General features: G+C 34.5%; 12 protein-coding genes. 10 read left to right on the top strand and 2 right to left on the bottom strand.

What is annotated here, in order from left to right; all coding sequences use genetic code 11:
* Positions 1-316: 316 nt before the first annotated feature.
* Positions 317-1855 (bottom strand): response regulator transcription factor, encoded by a 1539-nt coding sequence (locus FQT24_RS09600; protein WP_143952853.1) that lies wholly within the window; start codon positions 1853-1855, stop codon positions 317-319.
* Positions 1836-3506: a sensor histidine kinase gene (locus FQT24_RS09605; protein WP_143952854.1), complete on the bottom strand. Its 1671-nt coding sequence runs from the start codon at positions 3504-3506 to the stop codon at positions 1836-1838. The genes FQT24_RS09600 and FQT24_RS09605 overlap by 20 nt, the downstream gene beginning before the upstream one ends.
* A 200-nt stretch (positions 3507-3706) precedes the next feature.
* On the opposite strand from FQT24_RS09605, the gene FQT24_RS09610 reads away from it, so the two are divergent.
* The 10 genes from FQT24_RS09610 to FQT24_RS09660 all read left to right on the top strand — a co-directional run bounded on the left by FQT24_RS09610 (position 3707) and on the right by FQT24_RS09660 (position 15266).
* Positions 3707-4624 (top strand): ABC transporter permease, encoded by a 918-nt coding sequence (locus FQT24_RS09610; RefSeq protein ID WP_143952855.1) that lies wholly within the window; start codon positions 3707-3709, stop codon positions 4622-4624.
* 17 nt (positions 4625-4641) lie between these two features.
* Positions 4642-5538 carry a carbohydrate ABC transporter permease gene (locus FQT24_RS09615; RefSeq protein ID WP_001267167.1) on the top strand — a complete coding sequence of 299 codons (897 nt, stop codon included), beginning with the start codon at positions 4642-4644 and terminating at the stop codon, positions 5536-5538.
* A 9-nt stretch (positions 5539-5547) separates the two neighbouring features.
* Complete coding sequence (locus FQT24_RS09620) at positions 5548-7113, top strand: type 2 periplasmic-binding domain-containing protein (RefSeq protein WP_004256278.1); 1566 nt, start codon at positions 5548-5550, stop codon at positions 7111-7113.
* A gap of 205 nt (positions 7114-7318) precedes the next feature.
* A complete protein-coding gene (locus FQT24_RS09625; RefSeq protein WP_001170588.1) occupies positions 7319-7963 on the top strand; it encodes a DUF624 domain-containing protein in 645 nt (214 codons plus the stop codon).
* Entirely contained in the window at positions 7960-10173 is a 2214-nt protein-coding gene (locus FQT24_RS09630; RefSeq protein ID WP_143952856.1) for a glycoside hydrolase family 31 protein, read from the top strand. Before FQT24_RS09625 ends, FQT24_RS09630 begins: the two co-directional genes overlap by 4 nt.
* A gap of 564 nt (positions 10174-10737) precedes the next feature.
* Complete coding sequence (locus FQT24_RS09640; RefSeq protein ID WP_391592444.1) at positions 10738-12147, top strand: peptide MFS transporter; 1410 nt, start codon at positions 10738-10740, stop codon at positions 12145-12147.
* Positions 12148-12515: 368 nt separating this feature from the next.
* Positions 12516-13202 carry a helix-turn-helix domain-containing protein gene (locus FQT24_RS09645; RefSeq protein ID WP_143952857.1) on the top strand — a complete coding sequence of 229 codons (687 nt, stop codon included), beginning with the start codon at positions 12516-12518 and terminating at the stop codon, positions 13200-13202.
* A 3-nt stretch (positions 13203-13205) separates the two neighbouring features.
* Positions 13206-14621: a Y-family DNA polymerase gene (locus tag FQT24_RS09650; protein WP_143952858.1), complete on the top strand. Its 1416-nt coding sequence runs from the start codon at positions 13206-13208 to the stop codon at positions 14619-14621.
* On the top strand, positions 14618-14980 hold the full coding sequence (locus FQT24_RS09655) for a hypothetical protein (protein ID WP_143952859.1): 363 nt from the start codon (positions 14618-14620) through the stop codon (positions 14978-14980). The genes FQT24_RS09650 and FQT24_RS09655 overlap by 4 nt, the downstream gene beginning before the upstream one ends.
* Positions 14973-15266, top strand: a complete 294-nt coding sequence (locus FQT24_RS09660; RefSeq protein WP_000196991.1) for a DUF5960 family protein — start codon at positions 14973-14975, stop codon at positions 15264-15266. Before FQT24_RS09655 ends, FQT24_RS09660 begins: the two co-directional genes overlap by 8 nt.
* Positions 15267-15395: the final 129 nt, after the last annotated feature.

Here is a 15395-nt window from a genome sequence, read left to right on the forward strand (position 1 = left end):
TTTATGTAATCTGCACCCCAAAAGTTAGATTTTTCTGTCTAACTTTTGGGGTGCAGTTCAGTAAAAGCTTGATAGTATACGTTTTATCCTATTATCCTAGAAATATTTACTGGATTTTCTTTTCAAACTGACTTTTTAAGAAGTTGCCTTATCAACAATGTTAAAGAAATTTTTGGAGCTATGTTGGACTGAAAGATATTGTGCTGATGATAATCTAAAAAATTATCATCAGCACAATATCTTTGGAAAAACTGTAGAATTTCAAAAATTACTACAGACCTTGAATTTTACTTATCATTTCAATGATTTAAATTGCTTACATTTTATTTTGATAAGTTTTACGGTAATCTCCAGGAGAAAGCCCAGTCCTTTGTTTAAAAATTTTAGTAAAGTAAGAATAATTATCATACCCTACTTGACAAGATACTTGTGATATCGAGATATTTGTTTGAGATAGGAGAGATTTAGCAGCATTAATGCGCTTATCCGTTATATATTTAACAAGAGTTTCTCCAGTTTCTTTTTTAAAAATTCTAGCTAAATGATCTGCGCTGAGATAAACCATATCTGCTAATATAGAACGATTTATATCTTCATAGTAGTGATGATCTATGTATTCGACAATACGTTGAATACTATTTTTCTGATTTTCAATGTTTGTTGCAAATTTCTTGGCATGTGACCAGTAATAATCAAAGTAATCTTGAAATGATTCAATTGAATGAAAACGTCGTTGGAATAGGAAATCATGAGTGCTATTTTGGAATAATTTATGTGCTGAAATTCCATTTTGATCTAGATATATCCCTATTTGTTGAATCCAATCTAGTAAAATTTGTTGTAGTGTGAAAGTAGGAATTTGAGAATTATAGGCAAGTGAATTAATTTTTTCTCTTAATTCGTATTCACTTAAGGTGTCTAAAAAAGTAATTGAAAGAGTTTCTGTTTTAAAAGAAGTTGGGAAACTATGTGGAACACATATAATAGTATTCCAATAAGAGACATACTGTTCATTATAAGTGTAGAGTTCTTTAGCATGAAATAAAATATCGGATATTTTATGGCAACTCTTATATATAAGAGTTGAGTATTTGCTAAAATTATTAGAAATTTGAGAATGAATTTCATATGCCAGTTTGTCACTACGTTTGGAAGAGTCTACTCTAAAGAGACAAACATATTGATCGACCAGGCTTTCCATTTTGAATAGACTTATCAGATTATAAGAAGGTTGTGAAATTCTTTGCAGTTCTCTTTTTAGTTGAGAAGTCCATGATGGAGTTTCTGCAGAATAATCTTCTTCATTAAGATTGATTGTTAAAACTGCAAGGAAAAAATATTGGTGTTTTTTAAGAATAAAATCTTGTTTGATTGCTATGTTTTCTAGTTCATCAATGCGAGAAATTTGAGGTTTTCTAAGGTAATCATACCAGAAATTATCTTCTATTTGTAAAAGTGCATCATTTTTTCCGTTTAAGTTATGATTCTCAATTTTACTAATGGCTTTTTGAATAATAAATTCTAATTTTTCAAAGTTAATGGGTTTTAGATAGTATTCAAAGCTTTGCAATTCAATTGCTTTTTGAGCATAGTTGAAGTCGGCGTAATTGGTTAAAAAAATTGTTTTTATATCATATTTTTCATTTCTAATCCACGATAAGAGTTCGAGACCGCTACCTTGAGGCATTTCTATATCACTTATCATGAGATCAATAGGATGCTCTCTAATAATATTTTGAGCTTGAGTGAGGCTATAGGCAACATAAACAATGTCAATGTGTAGTTTAGCCCAATTTATTTTCTCTCGTAAAGCTTCAATGATAAAACGATCGTCATCAACCAATAAGATGTTCATTATAACCTCCGTCTATAATCTTGTATGGAATAAGTAAAAGAATTTTAGCCCCACCTTCTTCATTATTTTCAAATGTAATAGTATAGTCGTTGGGATAGAGAAGATTCAAACGTTCGATGGTGTTCGTGATCCCAATATGATGTCCATCTTCTGTTATTAGAGACTGTTTCTGATTTAATTTTGATAAAATTTCTTCAGAGAAACCTGGACCATTATCTTCGATACAAATCTGAATATAATCTGAGTCCTCAGTTTTTACTTTTTTTATTGATAGTAAAATTGTAAATAAATCTTGAAATGAAAAACCGTGTTTTATTGTGTTTTCAATAAACGTTTGTAACAGTAATGATGGAACAAGAGTATTTTGTAAATCAGAATTGTAGTCTAGTGAAAAGTAGATACTATTTCCATATCGAATTCGTTGTATTTCTAAATAATCTTTAATATGCTGAACTTCATCTTTAAGTTCTGAAAAATCTTGATTAGCCATAAATAAATGACGGAGATAATTTGAAGTTAGGATAGTTAATTCTTCAATTTCCTTGTAGTTTTTTGTTTGAAGCATACTATGAATCATTGATAACATATTTAAGTAGAAATGCGGTCGGATTTGATTTTTAAGATAATTAAGTTCAATCTTCTTAAGTTCTAGTTGTGAATGATATTCTCGTATTTTTAATTCTTGCATGTCAAAAATTACTTTATTAAGTTTATCATTTGCCTTATCAATTTCTAGTATACCTTCAGATATAAAAAATTCAGAAGGGGGGATGGAGTCCCCAAGTTGAGAGAGCCGTTCAGTGAGTCTTGTTATAGGCTTAATCATCCACTGACGAATATATAGGATAATGATGATTGATAAAATGGTGATAATGATAGGAACAGCTGATAAAAATACTTCTAAGAGTGTGATATTTCTAAAGACTTCGGCATAATCGACTAAAACATAAATATCGAAAGGTAAATGTGTTTTTTCATTTTGTGCATGAATTAGGTAATTAGAGGACGGTATATTGTTAGGCTCTTTTAGGGAGAGTTTACCATTATTACCAATATTAAGTTTATTGAGAGGTTTTAGGATATCTTCTGAGGATATGACTGCATAAATTATTTTTCCTTCGTAATGAACGGATTTAACTAAGTATTCGCTATTTTTAGTAGTTATATTTTTCCACTTACGGTCACTTATATCGCTACTTAGTGATTTTAGATATGTTTTTAACAGTAAATAATCTTCATATGGAATATAAAGATCGGAAACATTGATAAAATGTTTAGTAGAATTTGTTTCTAATAAGAATGTCATATGGGTTTCATTTTGATATTCAAACTCTGTAAAACTAGTTTGAACCTTTTTTAGACTTTCTTGATAGTCTAAAAATTTTTGTACATGATTTAATTTTTCCAAATCTTCACTGTGTGTTATTGTTGAATACATAAACCTCTCTGCAGAATGTAATTTTTCATTAACAGAGTCAGCATAAATTTCAATTGAACTACGTAAGTGTACTATATTTTGGTTTTTAATAAAATTTCTGGTGATGTTACTCATAGCAATATTGATTAAAATATTTATCAATAGTAGTACAAGTAGGAGTTTAAAGAAAAAATGAATAGAATGTTTTTTTGATAACTCGCGATTTAATTTCATATACTAGCCTCGTATTTAAATTATATCACTTTGAAAATACGATATCATGTACAAAACAGATATGTTTTATCAAGATGTCGGAAAAGTAATAGTTCTCAGAAATGATAAACTGAAAAATTGATAAACCTAGTCCAAAAAGTTATATTAAGGGAATTCTATATGGTGTAAAATAATCGTAGAAAATCAGATAGGAGGAAAAAATGAAAGTAGCATCTCAACTTCATAAAATAAAATTAAAGCATAGTATTCCGTTATACATATTACTTTTTCCTTCAATATTGCTATTAATTTTATTTTCCTATATTCCCATGTTGGGATTAATTATTGCATTTAAAGACTATTCACCAGCTAATGGTATCTTTGCTAGTCAGTGGGTAGGATTTAAGTACTTTACTCAATTTTTCTCATCATTCCAATTCGGGACAACTATGTTCAATACATTAAAAATTTCACTTTATAGTATTGTAGTAGGATTCCCCTTGCCTATTATACTAGCTATAATCAGTAATCAGTTAAGAGTTGGGAAATTTAGAAAAATATTTCAAGTGACAACTTACTTACCTCATTTTATCTCTACAATGGTTATGTGTGGGATGATTATCTTATTTTTATCTCCTACTAGTGGTTTGTTAGCAAATGTATTTAAGTCTGTTGGAATTACTATTCCAGATTTTTTATCAAAACCTACTAGTTTTGCAGGTGTTTATGTTTGGAGTGATGTATGGCAACATATTGGTTGGGATAGTATTATTTATCTGGCAGCGCTTTCTGCAATTGATCCTACATATTATGAGGCTTCAACTATGGATGGCGCTTCTAGGTTACAAAAAATTAGGCATATAGAATTACCATTACTTTTGCCAACTGCTATGATTTTGCTAATATTAAGAGCAGGTAGTTTATTAAGTGTAGGATTTGAGAAAGTGTTACTATTACAGAATCCTCTTAATTTAGCAGGAAGTGAGATAATTTCGACCTATGTTTATAAAGTTGGTATGGTGAATTTTCAGTATAGTTATTCGACAGCTATAGGGTTATTTAACACCGTAGTCAATCTAATAATTTTGTTATCTGTTAACTGGTTCTCAAAAAGATATACTAGAACGGGTCTTTTTTAAAGGAAGGAGTGCTTAAAGTGAGATGGTTTCATAAATCAAGAAAAACAAACTCTGAATTATTATTTGATATAGTTACCTATGGTTTAGCAATTTTCCTTATCCTGTTAATTGTTTATCCGTTATGGTTTGTAGTGATTGCATCTTTTAGTAATCCTTCAGATGTTGCAAATGGAAAGGTATGGTTTATTCCTAGAGAATGGAAATTAGATGGATATTTACGTCTTATTCAACAACCTTTATTCTTACGTAGCTATCTAAATACCATTTTATATACTGTTGTTGGGACCTTAGTTGCTTTAGTAGTCAATATTCCAGCTGGTTATGCTTTATCTAGAAAAGAATTAGTTGGTAGAAAATGGATGAGTATTCTATACATAATCCCTATGTTCGTATCAGGTGGCTTGATTCCTACCTACTTAACAGTAAAGAATGTTGGCCTAATTGATACATTTTGGGTAATGGTAATCCCTTTTGCGGTTTCATCATACAATATTATTGTTGCTAGAACTTTCTTTAATAATAGTATTCCAGACGGGATGTGGGAGGCTGCGCAAATTGATGGATGTGGTACAATTCGTTATTTTATTAAGATAGTCGTTCCTTTATCAAAAGCTATTATAGCAGTTATTGGACTTTGGACTGCAGTTGGTATTTGGAATTCGTGGTTTAATGCTTTAATTTATTTAACGAATGAAAATTTACAACCATTGCAATTAATTTTACGACGTTTACTAATTAGTAATCAAATGTTACAATCGCAAGCAACAGGAGAAGTTGCATCAGATCTTCGTATCAAAGCCGATATGATGAAATATGCAGCAATTGTTATTTCAACCGCTCCGATAATGTTGCTATATCCCTTTGTTCAAAAATATTTTAATCAAGGCGTAATGATTGGCGCGTTGAAAGAATAGGAGAAAAACATGAAAAATAAATCATTTACATATTTGTTCTTAGGAACAGTTACACTTGCTGGCTTAACAGCCTGTGCAAATTCTAATAATGCGAATAAGGATGATAAGTCTGGAGAAGATTCTTATAAAATCACAACTGTTCGTTGGTCTGACTGGGGGGAAGATTATCATAAAGGTTTTCTAACTGATTCTGCCAAAGAATCAGGTATCGATGTTAAATGGGATACACTTGTAGCTGCAGATTGGGCAGATAAGAAATCTGTGTTGGTTGCTAGTGGAGATTTACCAGATGCATTTTTAGGTTCAAATGCTTTTACAGATTCAGAAATTGCTCAGAACCAATCTTTATTTATTCCATTGGAAGATTTAATCAAAGAAAACATGCCAAATTTAACTAAGGCTATGGAGAAAGAACCTAAGATTAAAGCTATGATTACTTCACCAGATGGTCATATCTACAGTCTACCTAAAAAATTACCGATGCGTCCTACTGTAGCTAATCAGCTATTTATTAATAAAAAGTGGCTGGATAATTTAGGATTAAAGGTTCCAGAAACTTATGATGATTTAGTAAAAGTACTACAAGAATTTAAGGATAAAGATGCGAACGGAAATGGAGACGCTTCTGATGAAATTCCATTCGGAGCAGGAAACTTTGATCCAACATTCTCATATATTCTTCCGTTCAATAATCGTTTAGGGGCAGATAATACATATGAAATGTCTGTAAAAGATGGAAAACCAGTCTACCTTCGTACAGAAGAAAGTTATAAACAAGGGATTGCAGCAATGCACGAATCTTATAAAAAAGGTTTGATTGATCCGGAAATCTTTACAGAAGATACCTCTATGAGTGTAGCAAAACGTATGGATAAGGGAGTATCTAGAGTAGGTGTTTCTAGTGGTTGGACAGCAGATGCAACGTTTGGCTTACATTCAAGTGAATATATTGCTCTACCTGCTTTAAAAGGTATGGATGGTAAACAATATGTCTTTTCTGATCCAGATCATTACAACTATGGTCGAAATGAAATTTTGATTACAAATAAGAGCAAAAACCCTGCTAAATTATTGAAATGGTTGGATAAATTATATACAGATGAAGCAAGTATTCAGAATTTCTATGGATCATTTGGAATAGCTACTGAAAAGAATGGTGATAAGTTTAAAGTGTTACCTCCTAAAGATGGTAAATCAGCTGATGAATGGGCATGGATTAATTCACTTCGAGATTTTGGTCCTAAATACGTAAGCGATGATATCAATAGTCGCGTAGAAATCGATCAAACACAAGGTGATGGATTGAAATTGAAGATGGACCAAGATTTGAAACAATTTGCGTTGCCAGCTTACCCTAATGTGATTTATTCACAAGAAGAGCTTAACAAATTATCATCAATCTATGTGAGTATTGAATCTTATGTCAAACAACAAGCATCTAAATGGGTAGTTGAAGGTGGCATAGAAAAAGAATGGGACTCATACAAAGAAACTCTTAAGAATATGGGATTGGACGAATTTATGAAGATTCAACAGGAAGCATATAATCGTTACCAAAAAGAAGTAAAAGAGTAATACTTTATATGAACTCTTGGTTGTATAAACAAGGGACTAGCTAATTACAGGAAGCGAGACTGATGAGATCAGATTATCTCGCTTCCTTTATTCTAATTTTTAAAGAAATTTGGAAATGTTTTTTAAATAATTTAGGTAATATTTTTGTGCAACTGACATTCTAAAATATAGAGTTAAGACGATTGATTTTATGGAGATATCTATTATGCAAAAATTATTTTCATTAGATGGAAAAGTGGTTAGAATTTTAACTTTTTTGACAGATTTAATTATTTTAAATACTCTATTTATTGTTAGTTGTATTCCAATAGTTACAATTGGGGCATCATTAACTTCTCTTACGACAATGTGGTATCGTATTTTAAAAGGTAAAGATACCGATATTGCTTATCATTATTTTCGGATCTTTAGACGAAATTTTAAACAGTCAACTTTTATTTGGTTGTTTATCCTCCTAATAGAATTACTTTTATATGTGAACTATTGTCTTTGGGGCTATTCAAGTTTATTTTCAGAGTATAGTTTATTGTTAGTGTTGCCCTTTTTATTTGTTATAATACTTTTGATGAGTGTTATTTTTCCCTATATTGGTCTATTTAAAGATAATCTAAAAAATAGTATTGTAAATAGCGTATTAATTTGTATTTTAAATCCAATACAAGCTATCATGTTGGTTTTATTTAATATTTCTGTACTGTATATGAGTTTTAGTAGTCCAGAACGAGTTTTAACAGCTATTTACGTATTTACATTTGGGGGATTTGCTTTTTGCGGATTGATGAATGTAACGATAACAAATAAAATGTTTGATAAGGTAAAGAAATTTACTAAAAGGAGGACAACAAATTGAAAATTTTTAAGGGAGAGTTTTATCGAATCTCTGTATTAACAGACAAGCTAGTAAGGTTAGAATACTCTCAAACTGGAAGTTTTGAGGATAGAACGACACAACTTATCTATAATAGAGATTTTGGCCAAGTTTCGTTAAATTATATAGAGACACCAAACGTACTAGATATTATGACGGACTATTTTCATCTGCACTTTAATAAAGGAGAATTTAACGCCGAAAATTTATTTATAGAGTTAAAAGGAAATTTTGCCGTATATGGTAGTCGCTGGTATTTTGGTGAATCTATTGAAACGTTAAAAGGAACAGCTCGGACTCTGGATGAGGCAGATGGAGCAATCTCGTTAGAAGATGGAATTATTAGCCGAAATGGTATAGCCTTATTGGATGATTCTCAAGGATTTATTTGGGATGAACAGTCTGGTTATATTGAGAGAGAAAATCAAATTGATCTGTATTTCTTTGCTTATGGGCATGATTATAGAGGAGCAATCAGAGACTTTTACCATTTGACTGGTTCAACACCTTTGTTGCCAAGATATGCTTTAGGTAATTGGTGGAGTAGGTATTGGCCTTATACGTCGGATGAATACTTGGATTTAATAGACAGATTTGAAACAGAGAAAATTCCATTATCTATTGGTGTTTTAGATATGGATTGGCATATAACTGACATTCCAGCACGTTTTGGAAGTGGGTGGACAGGATATAGTTGGAATAAAAATTTAATACCTAATCCAGAGCAGTTATTGCAACAACTTCATGATAGAAAGTTGAAACTCTCCTTAAATGTCCATCCTGCTGATGGTATACGGGCTTATGAAGAAGCTTATCCTCGAGTCGCCAAACGATTGGGGTTAAATGTAGAATTAGAAGAACCTGCCATTTTTGATTTTTTTAATCCCTCTTTTAGAGAAGCCTACTTTAAAGATGTTCATTATGAGCTAGAAAAGCAGGGAGTAGATTTTTGGTGGATTGACTGGCAACAAGGGACACAAGGTATGCTAGATCCACTATGGCTTTTAAACCATTATCACTATCAGGATAGTTGTAAAAATGCAGAAGGCGGTTTGATTTTATCAAGATATGCAGGTCCTGGTAGTCACCGCTACCCTGTTGGTTTTTCAGGGGATACTATTATTAGTTGGAATTCGTTAAGATTTCAACCTTATTTTACAGCGACAGCATCTAATATCGGTTATAGTTGGTGGAGTCATGATATCGGTGGACACATGCTGGGGGATTATGACGAAGAGCTACAAACTAGATGGCTACAGTTTGGTGTTTTTAGTCCGATTACTCGATTACACAGTTCTAGAAGTCCTTTTAATAGTAAAGAACCTTGGTTTTTTTCAGAAACAACATCTAAGATTATGAAGAAATACCTTTGTTTGAGACATCAGATGATTCCCTATCTATACACTATGAATGTACAGACACACGAGGAAGGTGCCCCATTAATCAGTCCAATGTATTATTTCTACCCAGAGAATGATGAGAGTTATAATGTTCCAAATCAATACTTTTTTGGAACAGAACTGATGGTGGCTCCCATTGTAGAAAAGATGGATTTAGCATTCCAATCTGCAAAAGTAGATGTATGGTTCCCTGAAGGTGAATGGTATGACTTCTTTTCAGAGAAAAAATATACAGGTGGTGTGAAGTTAAGTGTTTATAGAGACATTTCGACGATACCTGTGTTTGCAAAAAGTGGTGCAATCATTCCCTTGGTTGGTTCTGAGATAGATATGGGTGTTGATTTACCTGAAGTTGTAGATTGGTATGTATTCCCAGGCAAACAACATTCTTTTGAAATGATTGAAGATCAAAATGGTCAAAGATATAAAACAAGATTATCAATCAACTGGGAAATGGGGATGGTAGAGTTAACATTACAAGGAGATTCTAGTATCGTTCCAAGCAATAGAAGGCATAGAATTCATTTTAAAGGAACGAATGTGTCTATAATTGAATTGCCAAATAAGAATGATACAGCTAGATTTGAATGTAAAGATAATAAAAGGCTATCCCTAAATGATGAAGTTTTTAGACTACTAAAGACGGCTTCTCTTCCATATGAATTAAAAGATAGATTGTTAAATCAATTCATCAATGCGAAAAATTCTCATGAGTTAATGAATATCTTGCATCATCAGGATAAGGAATTGAGAGGGCGTTTGTTGGAAATGATATTTACTAATGAAAACTAATTGAGACATTTCGTACACAATTTCTATTATTTAATTGCTAATTATTATTTTTTAATGTGTAACAGTTTTACATCTCTATGCTTATTGATACTCTTCGAAAATCAAATTCAAACCACGTCAACGTCGCCTTGCCGTACTCAAGTACAGCCTGCGGCTAGTTTCCTAGTTTGCTCTTTGATTTTCATTGAGTATGACTTGTATTTTAGTAATTACAAGTTTGGCATAGGGATGTTTTTGTTTACTGAAGAGGAAAGGATAAGTATGTTTCAAGGTTTGAAATATTTTTAAACTAAACAAGAGCAAATTTTTAAAGGTGATTTTTCAAAGTAACTTCCACTTGCCTGACCGAAGTGGAAGTTAGTCTGAAATGGATTTTTATGGTGGAATTAAGTATGAGACGTGTGATTTTTTCAGAAAATTTTCTAAAACAAACAGGATTTGTTTGACATTTATTTGAAAATTCTGTAAAATGAATTATTATATCGTTCAAGGAGAATATATATGGAAAAACAGAAAACATTTTTTGGACATCCTATGGGCTTGTCCACCCTCTTCTTTACAGAGATGTGGGAACGCTTTTCTTACTATGGGATGCGAGCTATCCTACTTTACTATATGTACTATAGTGTGCAAGATGGTGGATTGGGAATGGATAAGACCACAGCTGCATCGGTTATGGCGATTTATGGCTCGCTGGTATTTTTGTCCTCGGTTATCGGTGGTTTTGTCAGTGACCGTATTTTAGGAAGTCGTAAGACTGTCTTTTACGGTGGGATTCTGATTATGCTAGGGCATATTGCTTTGGCAACACCTTTTGGACAAGTGGCTCTCTATCTTTCTATTGCCTTGATTATCTTTGGTACTGGATTTTTAAAACCCAATATCTCAGATATGGTGGGGGGAATTTATGAGAAAGAGGATGATAGACGGGATGCAGGTTTTAGTATCTTTGTCTTTGGTATTAACTTAGGTGCCTTCGTTGCCCCTTATTTAGTAGGTTATCTAGGTCAGGAAGTCAATTTCCATCTAGGTTTCTCATTAGCTGCCATTGGGATGTTCTTTGGTTTGGTGAAGTATGTTTTAGATGGGAAGAAATATCTGCCTGAATCAAGTCTTTACCCCACTGATCCACTTTCACAGAAGGAGCAGCAGACCTTGATTAAACGTTTGCTGATTACACTTGTCATGGTTGTTCTGGTGGTTCTAGGTTTAGTCTTTACTCACCAGTTTAACGTAGATATGATTGTTAATATCTTTACAGTGATTGCTGTAATTATTCCAATCTACTATTTCTTTAAGATTTTATCTAGTCATAAAATAACTGCTACTGAGAGATCCCGAGTGTTTGCCTACATTCCTTTATTTATCGCTGGAGTACTCTTCTGGTCTATTGAGGAGCAGGGTTCTGTTGTTCTCGCTCTATTTGCGGATGATCAAACTCGACTTTACTTTAATGTATTTGGGAATCAGATTCATTTCCCATCTAGCTTTTTCCAAAGTATCAATCCACTTTTCATTATGATTTATGTGCCGATTTTTGCATGGTTGTGGGGGAAAATGGGTAAAAAGCAACCGTCCTCTTCTAAGAAATTTGCTTACGGTTTATTTGCTGCAGGTTTATCCTTCTTGTGGATGATGTTACCAGGGATGCTCTTTGGGACAGATGTTAAGGTCAGTCCTTTCTGGTTGATTATGAGTTGGGCTATTGTGATTGTGGGGGAGATGTTGATTTCGCCTATCGGTCTATCAGTCACTACTAAGCTAGCACCAAAATCCTTCCAAGCACAAATGATGTCTATCTGGTTCTTGAGTAATGCTGCTGCCCAAGCTATCAATGCTCAAATTGTAAAATTTTATACAAGCGAAACTGAAGTCGCTTACTATGGAATTGTTGGAGGAATTACGATTGTATTCAGTATTATCTTATTCTTCTACGTTCCACGTATTGAAAAACTAATGTCTGGTATCAAATAGAGAAAAACTGGAATTTCTGTAGGGATTTTAAAAGTTAGATCAATTATTTATTCAAAGGATTTAGTTCTGTATTGTATAGGGCTAGGTCCTTTTAGTTTGATTAATACTCTTCGAAAATCAAATTCAAACCGCGTCAACGTCGCCTTGCCGTACTCAAGTACAGCCTGCGGCTAGTTTCCTAGTTTGCTCTTTGATTTTCATTGAGTATAAAACTCACGATGTTTCTGCTTTTCCTAGTGGACATTTGTCTACTTTTTTTATATAATAAAACTAAACCAAATTGGTTGAGTTTTAAAAGTGACTCAACTAAAGATTAGCTTTTCTAAGGAAAATCATTTAAGATAAGGTTCTATACTAGGAGGTGAAGTATGTATCAGCCAGAAAAATTAAAGGCTCGGAGGAAAGAGTTAAAACTGACACAGAAGGAAATTGCAGAGCAACTTGGGATTAGTTTCCAGGCTTACTCAGCTTGGGAACGTGGAGTCAAGGAACCGTCCAAGGAGAAGGTGTTTCAGCTAGAGAATATTTTAAAAGTACCAAAAGGATATTTTACTCAGATCGAGATTGTCCGTCTCTACCATAGCCTCTCCAAGCAAGGGCAGGAGAAGGTTGTTCTCTATGCTCGCAACCTATCTCAAGAGGAGCAAGCCCAGAAAGTGACAGCTATGCCAGAGCGCCTCTACGAGTACCGTGTTTATGAACGCATGTCAGCAGGGATTGGGGCTTCAGTCTACGATGATCAGAATTTTGATACAGTTTACTTTAATGAGGAGTTGGCTCATGATTTTGCGTCATGGGTGTCTGGGGACTCCATGGAACCTAAATACCAAAATGGTTCAGTGGCTCTGATTCGAGAGACAGGATTTGACTATGACGGGGCGGTTTATGCAGTGGTTTGCAACAACCAGACCTATATCAAACGGGTCTATCGAGAGGAGAATGGATTGCGTCTGGTCTCTATCAATCCTACATACCAGGATATTTTCATCTCCTATGAGGAAGATCCTCGGATTGTTGGCATTATCGTTGGGAATTTTGTGCCGATGGAGGGCTAGTCAATGGGCTACTTTGATTATTCCAGAGAGCCCAAAAGTGACATTGCTTTTGTCGATATGAAATCCTTTTATGCCAGTGTTGAGTGCGTGAAAAGGGGCTTACATCCGCTGAAAACCTCGCTTTGTGTCATGAGTCGCGCGGATAATTCCACTGGTCTTATCCTAGCCTCCTCTCCCCTGTTTAAGAAGATTTTTGGCAAGTCAAATGTTGGTCGGGCCTATGATTTGCCCTTTGATATCAAAACGCGAAAATTTTCCTACTATAATGCTAGAAAGCAGGGGTTGCCTACTGATTCAGACTATGTTCGCTACATCGAAGATTGGGCTCAAGTGACCTTGATTGTGCCACCTAGGATGGATGAGTACATCGCGGTCAATATGGAAATCCAGCGAATCTTTCAAAACTATGGCAGTCCAGATGATATTTATCCTTACTCTATCGATGAGGGCTTTATTGACCTGACTAGTTCGCTCAACTATTTTATCCCAGATAAGAGTCTCTCTCGCAAAGACAAGCTGGATATGCTTTCTGCTCGTATTCAGAGGGATATTTGGAGGCAGACAGGGATCTACTCTACAGTAGGTATGTCAAATGCCAATCCCTTACTGGCCAAGTTGGCTCTGGATAATGAAGCTAAGCACACTCCGACCATGAGGGCCAACTGGTCTTACCAGGATGTGGAAGAGAAGGTCTGGTCCATTCCCAAGATGACGGATTTTTGGGGGATTGGCAGGCGGATGGAGAAACGCTTGCATGCTCTGGGGATTTTTTCTATCAAGGAATTGGCAACCAGCAATCCCGACCAGCTAAAGAAAGCTCTGGGTCAGGCTGGTCTGCGTTTGTGGTTTCATGCTAATGGAATTGATGAGAGCAATGTTCATAAGCCCTATAAAGCCCAATCCAAGGGCTTGGGGAATTCTCAAATCTTGCCGAGAGACTACGTGAAGCTACGGGATATTGAAATTATTCTCCGAGAAATGGCGGAGCAGGTAGCTATTAGATTGAGAAGGTCTAGAAAGAAAACAACCCTTGTCTCTATCTATCTAGGTTTCTCTAAACAGGAGGTCAGGTCGTCTATTCACACACAAATGAAGGTCGAACCGACCAATAATACAGCTGTCTTAACGGGTTATGTTTTGAAGCTATTTCATAACAAATACACTTCTGGAGCGGTCAGAAGTGTCGGAGTTAACTATTCAGGCTTTGTAGACGAGTCCTTTGGTTTGATATCTCTCTTTGATGATGTTGACAAGTTAGAAAAAGAAGAAAGGCTCCAGACGGCCATTGACTCCATTCGGGAACAATTTGGTTTCACTTCCCTTTTAAGAGCAAATGCACTGGAAGAAGCCTCTAGGAGTCTTGCCAGAAGCAAGCTGATTGGGGGACATTCTGCTGGAGGATTAGATGGATTAAAATGATTGATCGTTCTTATTTACCTTTTCAATCTGCGCGAGATTATCAAGATCCAGGTATGCAGAAGTGGATGGGATTTTACCTTTCAGAACACACCAGTTCGCTCAGTGAAGAAAAAAGCCGTGTTGATTTTTCGACGGATTTGACTCCAGATGAGAAGTTGCACTTGCTTTCTCGGATTTATATTAGCCAGCTAAAGGGATTCTTTGTGGTTAAGGAAAAGAGGCAGAAGGCGACTATCATCGGTGAGGTGAGGGAGTTATCACATCAGATTCTATCTATTAGGACAAACGAGGGATATAGGTTGATAGAGGTTGCAGATATCCTAGAAATTCGGCTGTGGGAGGAGGGAGTTTATGACTAGAAAAGAGCTGTATGAAAACAAACTGCAGATGGATTATTTTTCAGATAACTATATTCATTTTGAAGAGGATTTTCAAAAATACTCTGCCATGAACGTACCCTTGACTTTCTTGATTGATGACATTCTACGAACCATGGCGATGAATCAGAAAAACTACTTTGTCTTAAACAAGGAAAATGCCAAGGATGGGCGGGAGCATAGCTTTTATTTTAGGGTGGTAACGGAAAAAGCGTGTCCTAGAAATAGGACCTATACATATTCAGGAGTCAAGAATAGCAGTCAGTAGTGCCTTGTCTGCTATGAATGTATCATTTTTACAACACTTCATGGTTCATATCATGGGGTGTTTTCCTATTCAAGTCAAAGCCCATCAAAAAATCCCACTATTCTTAGGCTAAAGGAGAACTAATAATAG

It is taken from the genome of Streptococcus mitis, assembly GCF_901542415.1.
Lineage (GTDB): Bacteria > Bacillota > Bacilli > Lactobacillales > Streptococcaceae > Streptococcus > Streptococcus mitis_BL.

Coding starts and splice junctions, on each gene's coding strand:
- FQT24_RS09600 (WP_143952853.1), bottom strand. CDS start 1,855: ATGAACATCTTATTGGTTGATGACGATCGTTTTATCATTGAAGCTTTA.
- FQT24_RS09605 (WP_143952854.1), bottom strand. CDS start 3,506: ATGAAATTAAATCGCGAGTTATCAAAAAAACATTCTATTCATTTTTTC.
- FQT24_RS09610 (WP_143952855.1), top strand. CDS start 3,707: ATGAAAGTAGCATCTCAACTTCATAAAATAAAATTAAAGCATAGTATT.
- FQT24_RS09620 (WP_004256278.1), top strand. CDS start 5,548: ATGAAAAATAAATCATTTACATATTTGTTCTTAGGAACAGTTACACTT.
- FQT24_RS09625 (WP_001170588.1), top strand. CDS start 7,319: ATGCAAAAATTATTTTCATTAGATGGAAAAGTGGTTAGAATTTTAACT.
- FQT24_RS09640 (WP_391592444.1), top strand. CDS start 10,738: ATGTGGGAACGCTTTTCTTACTATGGGATGCGAGCTATCCTACTTTAC.
- FQT24_RS09645 (WP_143952857.1), top strand. CDS start 12,516: ATGTATCAGCCAGAAAAATTAAAGGCTCGGAGGAAAGAGTTAAAACTG.
- FQT24_RS09650 (WP_143952858.1), top strand. CDS start 13,206: ATGGGCTACTTTGATTATTCCAGAGAGCCCAAAAGTGACATTGCTTTT.
- FQT24_RS09655 (WP_143952859.1), top strand. CDS start 14,618: ATGATTGATCGTTCTTATTTACCTTTTCAATCTGCGCGAGATTATCAA.
- FQT24_RS09660 (WP_000196991.1), top strand. CDS start 14,973: ATGACTAGAAAAGAGCTGTATGAAAACAAACTGCAGATGGATTATTTT.